This is a genomic window from Hymenobacter segetis, assembly GCF_038448715.1.
In the GTDB taxonomy this organism is placed as follows: Bacteria; Bacteroidota; Bacteroidia; order Cytophagales; family Hymenobacteraceae; genus Hymenobacter; species Hymenobacter segetis.
The window spans coordinates 84,497-99,537 of sequence record NZ_JBCEVZ010000002.1 but is presented as its reverse complement, the minus strand read 5'-3'; the positions used below and the strand labels follow the sequence as shown (position 1 = coordinate 99,537).

At 51.1% G+C, this 15,041-nt stretch carries 9 protein-coding genes; 3 read left to right on the top strand and 6 right to left on the bottom strand.

Going from position 1 to position 15,041, the window contains the following annotated elements; genetic code table 11:
* Positions 1-14: 14 nt before the first annotated feature.
* From AAFH49_RS01470 to AAFH49_RS01460, 3 genes are all read left to right on the top strand, one after another.
* Positions 15-911 (top strand): hypothetical protein, encoded by an 897-nt coding sequence (locus tag AAFH49_RS01470; protein ID WP_342295445.1) that lies wholly within the window; start codon positions 15-17, stop codon positions 909-911.
* 70 nt (positions 912-981) lie between these two features.
* Entirely contained in the window at positions 982-2,829 is a 1,848-nt protein-coding gene (locus AAFH49_RS01465) for a DUF262 domain-containing protein (protein ID WP_342295443.1), read from the top strand.
* A 42-nt stretch (positions 2,830-2,871) separates the two neighbouring features.
* Complete coding sequence (locus AAFH49_RS01460) at positions 2,872-6,849, top strand: sacsin N-terminal ATP-binding-like domain-containing protein (protein ID WP_342295441.1); 3,978 nt, start codon at positions 2,872-2,874, stop codon at positions 6,847-6,849.
* A 10-nt stretch (positions 6,850-6,859) separates the two neighbouring features.
* Here AAFH49_RS01460 and AAFH49_RS01455 read toward each other — a convergent pair whose 3' ends face one another.
* The 6 genes from AAFH49_RS01455 to AAFH49_RS01430 all read right to left on the bottom strand — a co-directional run bounded on the left by AAFH49_RS01455 (position 6,860) and on the right by AAFH49_RS01430 (position 15,015).
* Positions 6,860-8,098, bottom strand: a complete 1,239-nt coding sequence (locus AAFH49_RS01455; protein ID WP_342295439.1) for a phage integrase SAM-like domain-containing protein — start codon at positions 8,096-8,098, stop codon at positions 6,860-6,862.
* A 426-nt stretch (positions 8,099-8,524) separates the two neighbouring features.
* Positions 8,525-9,469 carry a Rossmann-fold NAD(P)-binding domain-containing protein gene (locus tag AAFH49_RS01450; protein WP_342295438.1) on the bottom strand — a complete coding sequence of 315 codons (945 nt, stop codon included), beginning with the start codon at positions 9,467-9,469 and terminating at the stop codon, positions 8,525-8,527.
* A gap of 169 nt (positions 9,470-9,638) precedes the next feature.
* Positions 9,639-12,872, bottom strand: a complete 3,234-nt coding sequence (gene carB, locus AAFH49_RS01445) for a carbamoyl-phosphate synthase (glutamine-hydrolyzing) large subunit (RefSeq protein WP_342295436.1) — start codon at positions 12,870-12,872, stop codon at positions 9,639-9,641.
* A gap of 82 nt (positions 12,873-12,954) precedes the next feature.
* Entirely contained in the window at positions 12,955-13,524 is a 570-nt protein-coding gene (locus tag AAFH49_RS01440) for a hypothetical protein (protein ID WP_342295435.1), read from the bottom strand.
* 49 nt (positions 13,525-13,573) lie between these two features.
* Complete coding sequence (gene carA, locus AAFH49_RS01435) at positions 13,574-14,656, bottom strand: glutamine-hydrolyzing carbamoyl-phosphate synthase small subunit (protein ID WP_342295433.1); 1,083 nt, start codon at positions 14,654-14,656, stop codon at positions 13,574-13,576.
* 53 nt (positions 14,657-14,709) lie between these two features.
* Positions 14,710-15,015, bottom strand: a complete 306-nt coding sequence (locus AAFH49_RS01430) for a hypothetical protein (protein WP_342295431.1) — start codon at positions 15,013-15,015, stop codon at positions 14,710-14,712.
* Positions 15,016-15,041: the final 26 nt, after the last annotated feature.

The following is a 15,041-nucleotide window of genomic DNA, read 5'->3' as shown; positions in this document are numbered from 1 at the left end:
TTCCATTTCTCGGTATGCCTACTCTTCCTAAAACTGCCTCCACTATTGTTACAGGCCATTCAGTCAAGCCCTACCTAAGCCTTGACCATATGGTAGCGTTTGCTTTAAGTGCTGCTTACAAGGCATTGCACGGCTGGTTACGTGGCCAACCTCATGATGAACTAGCGCTTCTCAATCGGCTGACGGAGGAACTTAGATATGGCACTTGCCCTGAATGGCCCGAAACAGCCAGGAGCCTAATTTATGACTTGCGACGACAGCTGTTTGTTTTGCACAAGAGAGGCGGTAAACAAAGTGGCGATGATGGGGGCACGGACGCTTACGGTGCAGACCTCGCCATAACTCTCAACATATTCAGCAGGCCTTTATCCATTGATGGGCCAGCCGGGCCCAGTGTATTTTCTAAGACAGCCTTATTTCAATTAAAAACGGATGAAAATTTCCGTACCAAGTTGGAGCGGAGACAATTACTGCAGCCGAGAGGGCTTGCTGGTCATAGCTTCGTGCTTTATGCTGATGAAACCAAAGCAGAATTTCGTGTACAAAGCACTAGGGAAACCATAAAACAGCTTGGACCTGAACCTGCAGAGTTAAAGGGAGAGAAGCCTCATGATGTTTTCACTCATGATTGGCAGACTTTAGCTGAATGGCTTGTCAGCTGGTTGACCTGCCAAGTAGGAGAATTCAGTACGGACGGGCAAAGACAAATTATCGAGCAGGCGCTGGACCGGTTTGGTATATGGAGAGAGGATGCCTCCTCACCATTAATTCGATTTAGACAAAATGCTAAGCGTCCAACTCCGGCAGATTATGAAAGCCTTGCAGGAGTTGGCAATACAGATTTGCCACTGACAGCGTCATGGCTAGTCATTGACATATACTCTTTTGCTTCGCCAAACGATTTCCAGTAATTGCACAATCTGATACATTTCCAGCATTTTTCTGTCAACACCTTCATTCTGCTAACCACTCGCTTCTTATATGGACATTTCGCCCGATAAACAAAATATTGACAAGGTTTTCTCTAACACAACCTACTACATTGATTTCTATCAGCGTCAGTACAAGTGGACAAAGGAGCCAGTGCTACGTTTGCTTGAGGATGTATATCACCGCTTCAGCGAAGAGTATAAGCGTCACGGTAATACATCAAATGATTTAGAAAAGGAGATTAGTAAATACGCTTGGTACTATCTCAATACCTATGTTACAAACAAGATTGATAACAAACTTTATGTAGTTGATGGCCAGCAGCGTCTCACCACGCTCACGCTTATTCTGATATACCTCCATCACCAAGCTGGCGAGTACAAATCGGTGCTACAGAATTGGCTGAGTAACAAAATCATTGGCCAGTCAGGGTTCAGTACTACCTTCTGGATGAATCATGAGGCGCACCTGTCTACCCTCAAAGCCCTCTATGACAAAAGTGCCCCTCTTGATAAGGTTGATGTAAGCTCGGGCATTACAGCTCGTAACCTAGTAGCCAACTACGAGGAAATAGAAAAGTGGCTGCGTCCGCGCTTAGAAAACCAGCACAAGTTCGAGCTATTCACGCTCTACTTCCTCCGCCGCCTGGTGCTCATCAACTTGGAAGTAGCCCAGACAGATGTACCGATGGTTTTTGAAGTTATCAATGACCGTGGCGTACGCCTGAAGCCTTATGAAATCCTGAAAGGGAAACTGTTGGGCCAGCTTGACAAAGAAGAGTTGGACCGCCTGGAATTGAATGAACTGTGGGAAGACCAAGTTGGCAAAATCAATGATTTTTGGGAAGATGCCATCGATGAATTCTTCTTCTATTACCTACGGTCAAAGCTGGCAAACACCATCGGCGAGGCGAAAAAATATGGCCAGGACGATTACCACCGGGTCATGTTTGAAGATGGTGCTGACCGATACTTTAAGCTCAGCCACAATCCCAAGGGTGTAACCGAATTTCTCCTTAAAGATTTTCAGTATTTCACCAATCTATTTGCTCGATTGCTGGAATACACAACAGAGTATAATGAGCAGCAGCCATACGTCTTCTTCAACAGCCTGAACGAAATTGATTCGCAATTTTTGCTCCTGATGTCTTCCTGCAGTCGCAACGACCCTGAAGAGGCAGCTAAAATTAAGGAAGTTTCTTATCAGACAGACCGATTGTTTTGCATGCTGCAACTCCAGCGGAGCTATGATAGCAATACTTGGGCACAGGCCACCTTCCGCATCAGCGCACGCATTAGGGAACAGCCGCTAGCAAGCATCCGGCCTGCTTTCGAGGATGAGCTGCGCGAGTTGCTCAGCACCAACCGCGGTGCGCCAGCTGATAATCTCTTCTCCTACGGCCTGTTCAAGGAAACTGGAATAGAGCTAAACAGGCGTTTCAAACGCTATTTTTTCGCTCGCATCGATGGCTTCATCGCCGACAATACCAATGTCAATATGAAGCACAATTACCAAGACCTAGTACTCAAAACTGGCTCGGTTAACGGCTTTCACATCGAGCACATTCTCTCCTACAATCGCCCAAACCAAGCCCTTTTCGGTAATGACGAAGAAGTGTTCGAGCGTGAGCGTAACCGCCTCGGTGGCCTTCTCCTATTAAAAGGCAAAGACAATATTTCGAGCAATAACGAGTCGTACACCAAGAAGCTCAAAAGCTACGCCAATACCCTCTATTGGAATGAGACGTTGCGCGAAGATGCCTACAAGTCGAAAAAGGATTTCCAGCATATGATGAGCACATATGGACTCAAATTCCAACCTCTCCCTGCCTTTGGCCCGGATGAATTGGAGGAACGACATAAACTGTTGTTTGACATCGCTTCTATAATCTGGAAGTAACCTGATTGGAAATTTGGATTACATCCTAACCACTTATTCAACATGAGCAAGCAAGCGTTTATCGACAGTCTCTTTACAAAGCGGGCCACTTACACCGACCCTGACCAGGCTGAAATGGCTGCTAATATGCTCGAAACACTTTCGAGTGATATTTATACCGAAAGCCAGCGCTTTGTCTTTGAGCTAATACAAAATGCAGACGATGCCGCGCACGAAGCCGGCAACGAGGTGCGCTTTGACTTTTTTGAGAACTACCTTCTCGTTTCGCACAATGGGTCTCCTTTCACTGTAACCGATATAGAGTCCATAACTGGAGCTGGTTCCAGCAGTAAGAAGAATGACCCCACCAAAACTGGCTACAAAGGCATTGGTTTTAAGTCTGTGTTCGGTAAGTCTGATTGGGTTGGCATTTTCTCCGATGGTTACCATTTTCGCTTTGAGAAGGAGTTTCATACCGCCCTCTTACCCTGGCAAGTCATTCCCATCTGGACGGAAGCCAGCGCCCTAGCTAGTGAGGTTCGTCGCTTTGTTGAAACCAGCGACTATCATGTCACTACAGCTATTCAACTGCCCGATGCAGCAGCCCTTGAACATGAATTAGCCGAATTGCTTCACAATGGCCAGATTCTGTTGTTTTTGCGCCAAGTCAATATAATCAAAGTTGCCCGGCAAGGACAGGTACAGTACACGATTTCCAAAACCGTAGAGCCGGCTACCTCCGCCTATCAGCCCACAACGCTGTGGAAGGACCGAAAAGTCACCAGCAATTGGCTAGTGCAACGCTTCGACCAGTTACCAGTTGATGCCGATACGCAAAAGGCATTGCGTGCCGATAAGAAAACCCCGGCGAAGCTCCGCAACTGTAGCCATACTGAACTCGCTTTTGCGGCCCGTGTCGATAGCGGCCGCATTCGGGCACTCACCGCCGAGGAGAGTTTGCTGTTTACCTACCTTCCGACCAAGGTTGCCGACTTCAGCTTTCCATTTCTGGTGAATGGCAGTTTCCTTACTAGTGCCGCCCGCGAAGGCCTACACGAAGACCGGGTATGGAACCAGTGGCTCTTGGGACTGGTAGCCGACAACCTATTCACCTGGCTGGCTCAGCTTGCGCAGACACCGCACCGATACGAGGTACTACACTTGCTGCCGACGCTATTTCCAACCTCCGGCAACGAGTTAAAGATAGCCTTTACCGAAAAAGCCAAGCAGGCAATTGCAACGTGCGCCTTCGTTCCAACCCAAAGCCAGACGCTGGCCCGCGTTAGCGAAGTGGTTATTGACGATACCGGCCTGGCGAGTCAGGCTTTCATCTCGAAGGAAGCCCTGGTAGAGTTCATGAATGCCAAAACAGGCAGCCATTTCTCCCCCTCATCTTTCGCTCACGTCGACCTACAACGCCCCCAGAAGCTGCAGGCCCTCGGGGCTACGCTGTTTGAAGCCAGCAACTTGGAAGAATTCTTTCTTTCTGATGTGTTTGCAGCCAGTCACCAGCTCGACCAGAACTATTCGCTGCTCGAATACTTCTTTCGCAAAGCCACCAAGTACGACACCACCGGCGAGTGGAAGCATAAGCTCAAGCTCATCCCATTCATTTACAGTTCCGACCAGCAGCTAAAAGCACCTGCTACTATCTGCTTCCCCTCACTTGCCTATAAAACAGAATCTGGCCAGACCGTTACTGTTATCCATCCCACCGTCTATGCCAAACTCAACCAGCACGCTGACCTCAAAAGCTGGCTCGAGTCTTTGGGAGTCAAAGAGCCGTCCGATGAAGCCTATCTAGAGAACGAAATCCTCGGCAACATTGAAAAGTGCATTACCCCTGAAAACTATCAGCAGCTTACTCGTTACCTTTTTAGTCAATTCAAGAAAGGAAAGCTGACTTCCATTCACTTGGAAAAGCTACAGGACTTACGCTTGCTCTGCTCAAACGGCAAAATGCTTGCGGCCAAAGAATGCTACCTGGCTGATGCGTATGAGCCCGTACTTAAGCTCCAGGAAAGAAATAAGTTGGGGGACTTCGTTGGTTTCGAATACAAGCAAGAAAAAGACTTAACCAGCGAATGGAAGTCATTTCTTATCAAACTTGGTGTAAGCGAAAATATCTCTTTGTCAAGCTTTAGATGCAAGAAAATTGTTACTAAAGGTATAGAGCCGGAATACTTTGATTTAGTGATAGAGCAAGCCAAGAAAAGCAATGGATATCCCCACCTTATAGGTGCTGATAACATAGTAATTCTTGATAAAATAAGGTTTTCGCAATTCGCCGTTAATTATCAATTTTCTAAGCTTTTTTGGGAACAAGCTTTTAGCAATATCAACCCCACAGACGCGAAAAAGTACGCCCGAATGCCGTGGGGTTATTATGGCAGTGCAGAAGCGGTAACCAACTACCTGCACTGGTACTTAGAAAACTGCACTGTTTTTCCAACCAGCCAGAAGACCTGCCGCAAAGCAGTTGATGTATTCTCCAACCGTAAGGATATTGCTGAAGTCGCTGGCGCACACCTACCGGTCTTCGACTATGATGAGCCAATTCCCGAAGTTTGGAAGTCACTCCTAAAGTTTCGGCAGCAATTGGAGGTAGAAGACTATCTGAAAGTCTTAGCAAGTATTGCGAAAACTTCTGTTGAACGAAATGGGGCAGTAAGCGACACTGAGCGTGGCCGGATTGGATTGGTTTATAATCAACTGGCCACACGAATGCCTCAGTTTTCGTCAACTGAGAAAGCTGCCTTGTTTACCTGGTCAGGTAATAACCGCTTGCTGGCCGCCAACGGTGGCTTCGAACCGGCCGGGGAGTTAAAATGGATTACTGAGGAAGGATTTAATTCCGTATCAGGGGGCAGCCTAAAAGCTCTCTACATTCCAAAAAACTGCCAGACGGACACCCCCGAGTTTGCCCAATTATTGGAAATGTTGCAGATACAGTGCATCCGGGAGTTTACGCCTCAAATTAAGGACCACAGCCCCAACCCTGCACTTAAAAACAAGCTGCTCCAGATTCTGCCCTATCTGGCACTTATCATTCACAAGCGGCAGTATAAGTCAGCCGAAGGCGAGTTCAATCGCATGAATAAGATTGTAGAAGCAACTACCTTCTACTCGGCATCCTCCATTTGTCTCTCCTTCACGTACCGGGGCGAAACGTTCAATGGGCAGCCCTTACCCATCTTCCGTGGTGCTGATAGCAGTTTCTACTTGAAAGGTAACTGGCGTAGTCCCCTCACTGCGTACCACCTACTCCGTGAGCTCAGCGCGTTGCTAGAGGTGAAGAAGACTGATAATGAGTTACGCTTACTTCTAGAACTGCCAAGCGCTGAGATAGAACAATGGCTGTTGGAGGATGTGGGTGTAGCGCCTGCTGATTTAAACGCCGCCCTCGATTGGTTACCCAAAGCGACTAGTCCGGAATCAGCCCCAGTTGTGCCAACCCCTGAGAGCCTTGCTTCGGTGCAGCCCAAAACCAGCCTCGATACGAATGGTTTTGAAGAATCGCCCGATAGTTCTGATTGGGGAGATGAGAGTTTTGAGCCCAGCGTCTCAGCTGATGAAATTGACCCGGCCTCGATTAGTGTTAGTAACCGAACCTTAACTGCAGCCACCATCACTCAGCAAGGCACCTACGGTACAATTAGCAACCCGGAAGTCCGGCTCAACATCGGGCGCTGGTGCGAAGAACTAGTTTATAAAATGCTGTGTGCCGCTTCAACTGAGTTTACTAACGTAAAGTGGATGAACCAGCACGCTGAGAGCAGTCTGCCGTATGACTTCAAAGTTATTCAGAAAGGACAAGAACGTTTTCTGGAAGTAAAAGGGACACCATCCCGTCTCAAAGACAGTATCTACCTTTCTCCCGCCGAGTGGCGCGTTATGTTTGACCAAGGAGTAAATTATTCTATATATCGGGTCCTAGGTGCCGGAAATTCTGATCCTACAGTTATAGTTACTGACCATCCCAGCATTCAAATTGAAAAAGGTCAACTTCTGCCTGCTAAAATTGAATTGATACTTTCCTAGTGATAAACGTCTAGCCCCACGCTTTATCCATCTGCTGTCTTTTCTGCTCATCGGCTACCTTTGCATAGCGCATTAATGTTTTGATATCCTTATGAGTAGTAAACTTCTGTACTACTTCCAGAGACATACCACGCTCCAAACTCTGGGTCACAAATGTGCGCCGTCCAGTATGGGAAGAGAGTAAGGTATATTTCGGTACCCGCTTTTCAATCCGTTTGCTGCCTTGATAGTGTACCACAAGCGTTGATTTATCGATTCCGCAGTACTGGCCGAGTTCTTTTACATACTCGTTAAGCTTCTGTTGGGATAACTTTGGCAACCCATCGGGATATCGCTCCAAGATAGTGCGAGAGTATTGGTTCAGATCCACTCGGAGCCAATCCCCAGTTTTGACAGTACGTAACACGAGTTGGTCGTTATCAATGCTTTCGGGATGTATTTTACTGAAATCAGAATGGCGTAGGCCAGTGGTGCACCCTAAGACGAACAGGTCCCGCACTTTGGATAATTTTGGCTTAGTAGACAAATCAGCCTCGAAGAGCGTTTGTAATTCACTTTGAGTTAGGTAAGTAATATCTGCTTCCGTATGCTTTAGGAGCTTAAACTTCCGGAATGTGGTATTTTCCGTCAGGCCCTTGTCTAGCGCATAGCTCATAACCACTTTGACCCGTTTGATTTGGTTGTTAGCGGTGCCATTTGTTAGCTCTAATTCCTTAGTCAGAAACTTCACCCAATCGTGGTAAAAGTTGGTATCCAGCTGAGCTAAGGTCAGATTAAGGCTTCTTGCTGCTGCGTATGCTTTAAGATGATTTAACGTGCTCTTATAATGCTTGACTGTTCCGTGCGCTTTGGAAGCACTGGTAGCGTCAATATATTCTGCGAACAGCTGGAGAAAGTCTTTCTGTATGTGCTGTTCCGACTTTGTCAATTCAGGCGTCTGTTCAGCGGAAGGAAGGAGTTTTTTCAGCCGTTCTTCGACAAGGGCAAAAGAAGGATCCTCGCCAGCTAGGATAGCCGCTTGGGCAATCTTGTCTATGCGCCCTTTGATAACCTGTAGCCGGGTATAGAACTCTTGTATTTCTTTGGTGTTACCAATCGGTTTGCCTGCGGCACTATTCCAGCGTTCAGGTTCAATACTGAAACCAGTGCTAAATTTCTTTTTAGCGCTCTTATGAGTGTACTGAACGTAAATCGTAGTCTTATCAAAGTTTTTCCGGTCGCTGCGGATAACCAGTTTTGTAGAGGCCATGGGTGGGGGATATCATGCTTTTTTGATGGGCTAATCAAAGGTAAGTAAAAATTTGAGTGGGGCCGCTAGTGGGACCGTGAACTTAAATAAAAGGAGGTAAAGTATAATAAACGGCTTCTGATAATGTTGTTTTAGGGCCTGCTGAGAAGGTTTAATAGATAAATTGAAGTAATATCATGTGATTCCAGCGGGATCACAGCAAAAAGCCCCATTCTGGAAACAGGATGGGGCTTTTTCATTGGCGTTGGTCCAGTTGCGGCTGCTTTGGGGGTGTGGGATTCCCTACGTGTGGGAACGATACGAAAAGGCCCATAGCCATTAGCGTTGAGCTAATAACCATAGGCCTTTACTTGGACTAATAACAGATTGCCGCGCAGCGGGGAACCGTTTTCTCCACAATATCTACCGCTTGCTGAGGCATTCCTGCTACTTTAGCAGCTCGTGCAGCACGGTTTGCATGGAAATAGTGCGGTTGCCGGCTTCCTGGATGATGAGCGAACCAGGCGCGTCGAGCACGGCGTCGGATACCTCCACGTTGCGGCGCACGGGCAGGCAGTGCAGGAATTTGGCACCGTCGGTGAGGGCCATGTGCTCGGGGGTGAGCATCCAAGAGGGGTCGTTCCCGAGTACCTGACCGTAATTGAGGTAGCTGCTCCAGTTTTTGGCCTGCACGTAGTCGGCCCCTTCGAGAGCTTTCTTTTGGTCGTATTCGATGCGGGCGCCTTTGGTGAATTTGGGTTCCAGCTCGTAGCCCTCGGGGTGGGTGATGACGAAATCAATCCAGTCGATTTCCGAAAACCAATCGCAGAAGGAATTGGGCACGCACTGGGGCAAGGCGCGCACGTGCGGGGCCCAGGTGAGCACCACTTTCACGCGCTCCTTCTGCTTGGTTTCGGCTACCGTGATGAGGTCGGCGAACGACTGCAGGGGGTGCAGCGTGGCGCTTTCCAGGCTGATGACGGGCACGGTGGCGTATTGCAGAATCTTGTTGAACACGACTTCGCCGTAGTCCTCGGCCTTGTCCTTGAGGGTGGGGAAGGTGCGCACGCCCAGCACGTCGCAGTACTGGCTCATCACCGCAATGGCGTCCTTGATGTGTTCCTGGGTGCCGCCGTTCATCACCGCGCCGTCGGCCATTTCCAGCGTCCAGGAGTCGGCACCGGCGTTGAGCACCCAGGCTTGCGCGCCCAGGTTGTAGGCCGCCTTCACCGAGCTGAGCCGGGTGCGCAGGCTGGGGTTGAAGAAAATGAGCCCGACGGTTTTGTTGCGCCCAATGTGCTGGTAGCCGTAGGGGTTGGCCTTGATATCCAAGGCTTGCTGCAACAGGGCTTTGTAGTCGCCCGCATCAGCGAAGGAGGTGAAGTTTTTCATAGGAGTTTAGTGTCAAAAAGAACGTCATGCTGAGCGAAGTCGAAGCATCTCTACTGCGCAAGTAATTTGATTTACTACTGCAGTAGAGATGCTTCGACTTCGCTCAGCATGACGTTCTATATAAAATGACGTTCTATATAAAAGTTGCTTTTGCTGTGATTCTGCTGAGCTACATCGCCTTATACTCGTTCCAGCTCTTAATCTTCAAGTCCTTCATTTCCAGCGTGCAGAAGGCTTGGATAAACGCCTTCGCCAGCCGCGCATTCGTTAGCAGCGGGATGCCAAAATCCACGGCCGTGCGGCGGATTTTGTAGTCGTTGTCCAACTCGCCTTTCGACAGGTTTTTGGGGATATTAATAACCAGGTCAATTTTCTTCTCCTTCAAATACGTCAGCACGTTGGGCTCCACGTGGTCGTCGGGCCAGAAGAGGAGGCTGCTGGGCACGTTGTTTTCGGCGAAGAATCGGTGCGTGCCTTGGGTGGCGTAAATCTGGTAGCCCTTTTTCACGAGTAGCTCCACGGCCGATAGCAGGGCCAATTTCGACTTAATGGGGCCGCCGGAAATGAGCACTGATTTTTGCGGGATTTTGTAGCCCACGCTCAGCATCGATTTCAGCAGGGCCTCCTCGGCGGTGTCGCCCAGGCAGCCTACTTCGCCGGTGCTCACCATGTCCACGCGCATCACCGGGTCGGCACCGGGCAGGCGGGTGAAGGAGAACTGCGGGGCCTTCACGCCCACGAAGGGCAGGTCGTAGACTCGCTCGCTCTCGTCACGCTCCACTTTCTTGCCCAGCAGGATTTGCGTGGCTTTTTTGATGAGGTTGTTGCCCGATATTTTCGACACGAAGGGGTAGCTACGCGAGGCGCGCAAGTTGCACTCAATCACGCGGATGACACCGTTTTTTTCCAGGAACTGGATGTTGAACGGGCCGCTGATTTCGTAGCGCTTGGCAATCTTTTCGGCGATGATTTTCAGCTTGCGGATGGTGCCTACGTACACCCGTTGAGGCGGGTAATACATGGTGGCGTCGCCAGAGTGCACGCCGGCAAACTCCACGTGCTCGGAAATGGCGTAGCTCACGATTTCGCCGTGGTCGGCCACCGCATCCAGCTCAATCTCCTTGGCTTCCTGGATGAACTCGGATACCACTACCGGGTATTCGTCGCTCACTTCGGCGGCGGTTTGCAGAAATAATTCCAGCTCGAAGTTGTTGGAAACCACATTCATGGCCGCGCCCGACAGTACGTAGCTAGGACGAATGAGCACCGGAAAACCAACTTCCTTCACGAACTCCTGCATGGCGGCCAGCGAGGTCAGCTCCTTCCAGCGCGGCTGGGCAATGCCCAACTCGTCCATGATGCTGCTGAATTTGTGACGGTTCTCGGCCTCGTCGATGCGGGCGGCCGAAGTGCCTAGGATGGGCGCGTGGGCTTCTTCGAGGCGGGTGGCGAGGTTGTTGGGAATCTGGCCGCCAGTACTCAGAATCACGCCGCCGGGCTGCTCAAAATCCAGGATGTCCATCACCCGCTCGAAGCTCAACTCCTCGAAATACAGCCGGTCCGACACATCGTAGTCGGTCGAAACGGTTTCGGGATTGTAGTTGATAATGATGGTTTTGTAGCCCTCAGCCGCTGCCGTTTGCACGGCCTGCACGCCGCACCAGTCAAACTCCACCGACGAGCCGATGCGGTATACGCCCGAGCCCAGCACCACCACTGACTTCTCGGTTTCGCGCGCCAGGTCGTTTTCGGTGCCGTGGTAAGTGGTGTAGAGGTAGTTGGTTTTGGCCGGAAACTCGGCCGCCAGCGTGTCAATCTGCTTCACCACGGGCAGCACGCCCAAGGCCTTACGGCGGGCGCGCACCAGTAGCTCGTCGGCCTTCACGTCGCCCTCGCCCAACAGCTTCACGGCAATCTGCTGGTCGGAGAAACCGGCCTTCTTTACGTCGCGCAGGAGCTTGGTTTCCAGGCCATCAATACCGGTCGCACGACCGGCGGCCAGCTGCTTGCCCAGCTCGAAAATGGTGTGCAAACGCTGCAAAAACCAGTGGTCAATCTTAGTCAGCTCATGCACCTGCTCCAGCGTGTAGCCGGCTTCAAACGCGCTGTTGATGGCGAAGATGCGCTCCTCGTTCGGCTCGCTCAGGAGCTGGTCGATGGCGGCGTTGTCCAGCTCGTCCTCGGGCCGGTTGGCCACGAAGCCGCGCTTGCCGGTGTCCAGCATCCGCAGGCCTTTCTGGATGGCTTCCTCGAAGGATTTGCCGATGGCCATGACCTCGCCTACGCTCTTCATGGCGCTGCCAATCTGGCGGTTAACGCCCGCAAACTTGCCCAAATCCCAGCGCGGCAGCTTCACCACCACGTAGTCGAGCGCCGGCTCGAAGAAGGCCGAAGTCGTCTGCGTCACGCTGTTTTTCAGCTCGGCCAGCGAGTAGCCCAGGCTCAGCTTGGCGGCCACGAAGGCCAGCGGGTAGCCCGTGGCCTTGGAGGCCAGCGCCGAGGAGCGCGACAGGCGCGCGTTCACCTCAATCACGCGGTAATCCTCCGACACGGGGTCCAGCGCGTACTGAATGTTGCACTCGCCCACGATGCCCAGGTGGCGAATGGTCTTGATGCCGATGCTGCGCAGCTTGTGGTACTCGCGGTTGCTCAGCGTCTGCGACGGGGCTACCACGATGCTCTCACCGGTATGAATGCCGATGGGGTCGAAGTTCTCCATGTTGCAGACCGTGATGCAGTTATCATAAGCATCGCGCACCACTTCGTACTCCACTTCCTTCCAGCCCTTCAGCGATTCTTCCACCAGAATCTGGTCGGACGTAGTGAAGGATTTTTGGGCCAGCGCCCGCAGCTCGTCTATGTTGTTGGCGAAGCCGCTGCCCAGTCCGCCCAGCGCAAACGCCGCCCGCACGATGATGGGGAAACCGATTTTTTCGGCCGCCGCCAGTGCGTCGTCCATGGTCGTCACGGCCACGCTGCGGGCCGAGAGCACGCCAATCTGCTCCAGCTTCTCCTTGAAAATATCCCGGTCCTCGGTGTCGATGATGCTCTGCACGGGCGTGCCCAGCACCTTCACGTTATACTTCTCGAACACGCCGGCGCGGTACAGGGCCACGGCGCAGTTCAGCGCCGTCTGGCCGCCGAAGGCCACCAGAATGCCATCGGGCTGCTCTTTTTTGATGACTTCCTCCACGAAGTAGGGCGTCACGGGCAGGAAGTACACGTCGTCGGCAATGTTGTCCGACGTCTGCACGGTGGCAATATTGGGGTTAATGAGGATGGTGCGGATGCCTTCCTCCTTCAGCGCCTTGAGGGCCTGCGAGCCGGAATAATCGAACTCCCCGGCCTCGCCAATTTTCAGCGCGCCGGAACCAAGGATGAGAACTTTGTTGGGTTTGTTCATTCTAAAGGGTGTGTTCTTTTTATGCTCTGGCGGAATAGAAAGCCCGTCATGTTGAGCGAAGCGCAGCGAAGTCGAAACATCTCTACTGCTTCGTTACTTTTTCAAATAAATCGACCCAAATACTACGCGGGTCTTCTTTGGTTTCAACTAGCTTTTCTCCAGGCAACAAATCAGTTTGATTTGGGTAGATGAGGAGATGTCGCTGACATTCTTTAATGTTGTAAAAGCGTGTGTTTCCTGGAAAATAAACTCCGATGAAGTACGCCATGCCATGCGAAGGCGCGCTATCTGGAATTTCCATTTTGGGTAAGTCAGCAATCCGCTGTTTTCGATAGAATGAAAACAGCGTATCAGCGTGTGGATATTTTACCGAAATGGACGGTTTGCAATTTTGAAGGGACTTAGAATAGGTCTTGCCTGATGCTTGCCAAAATACTGTTGCAGACTCTGGTACTCCATTGTCGTAGTAGTATTGAAACGTCATGACAGCATCTGCTTTGTGTTGCAGGGAAGCCAGTATTTGCTTTAGTGAATCGGCTAAACAAAAATTAGAGCCGACGGCTACTTTTTTCAAATGCCGAGTGTTTTGACCTACACAAGTATAGGCCGAACAAACAATCAGCGAGAGAAGCAATAGCTGCTTAAGTTTCATGGAGAATCAGGCTTAAAAGTCGTTAACGACAAGACGCAATTATGCGTCTCTACTTCGCCTTATACTCCGCCACCGCTTTCAAAAAGTCGTCAAACAGGAACCCTGTATCCTCCGGACCGCCTGCGGCTTCGGGATGGAATTGCGTTGAGAAGAACGGCTTGGTTTTGTGCTTGATGCCTTCGCAGGTGCCGTCATTCAGGTTTTCAAACAACATTTCCCACTCAGCGGGCAGCGTGGCGGTGTCTACTGCGAAGCCGTGGTTTTGGCTGGTGATGTAGCAGTGCTGCGTGCCGGTGAGCTTCACGGGCTGGTTGTGGCTGCGGTGGCCATATTTCAGCTTGAAGGTGTCGCCGCCCGCGGCCAGGCCCATGAGCTGGCTGCCCAGGCAGATGCCGAAAATTGGCTTGTCCTGCTGAAGGGCTTTTTTCAGATGGGCGATGGTGGCCTCGCACATTTTGGGGTCGCCGGGGCCGTTGCTCAGGAACAGGCCGTCGTAGTCCAGAGTCGTGAAATCGTAGTCCCAGGGCACCCGAATCAGCTCCACGTCGCGCTCCAGGAAGCAGCGGATGATGTTGGTTTTGGTGCCGCAGTCTACCAGTGCGATTTTATACTTGCCGTGGCCATAGTGCTGCACCCCGGGCTGGCTCACCTGGGCCACCAGATTGTCGAGGTTAGGGTCGTGCAGGGGCACGTCGGTTTCGGCCACGATTTTGCCCAGCATGGCGCCTTTCTCGCGCAGCTTCTTGGTGAGCATGCGGGTATCGACGCCGAAAATGCCGGGGATGTTGTACTCCTTAAGCCAGTCGCCGAGGCTTTTGGCGGCGTTCCAGTGGCTGTGCTCCTCGGAGTAATAGTTCACCACCAGCCCGGCAATGTGAATTTTGTCGGACTCGAAAATGGTGGAAATCGACTCGTACAATTCTTCGCCGGGCACGCCGTAGTTGCCCACCATGGGGTAGGTGAGCACCAGAATCTGGCCGGCGAAGGACGGGTCGGTGAGGTTTTCGGGATAGCCGGTCATGGCCGTGCTGAATACCACTTCGCCCGCCGATGAGGTGAACGCGCCGAAGGAAGTGCCCTCGATTTCGGTGCCGTCTTCGAGGATGAGTTTGACCTGTTTCGTATTTTCCAAGGTAGGGTTTATATTAAAAAAACGGCTGAATGCGAAGCGCTTCAGCCGTTTTCCTATTGTTGATATTTTACTGACCGTACGCTGTCGTTAAGCAGCTTTACTAGTATCATGCTGCCATCGGTATCAGGCAGCTGATAGGCCATTACCAGCAAGGAATCGGCCTTTGATTTTTCCCAATAGGTAGAATCAGGCGTTGATAGCGTATTCAAAACTTGCTGCCGCGTCATGCCTTTTTTAGCTTGGCTCACCCGGCTTATGCGATTGAACGTGTTGTAAGCCCCGACGAAGTATTTCAAATAAAGCCCGTATCCGACCGACAAGCAGCAGCAGATAATGATGACCATAGTTGAAGGTTTCATCGGGGCAGGTGGCTAAGTCAGATTCG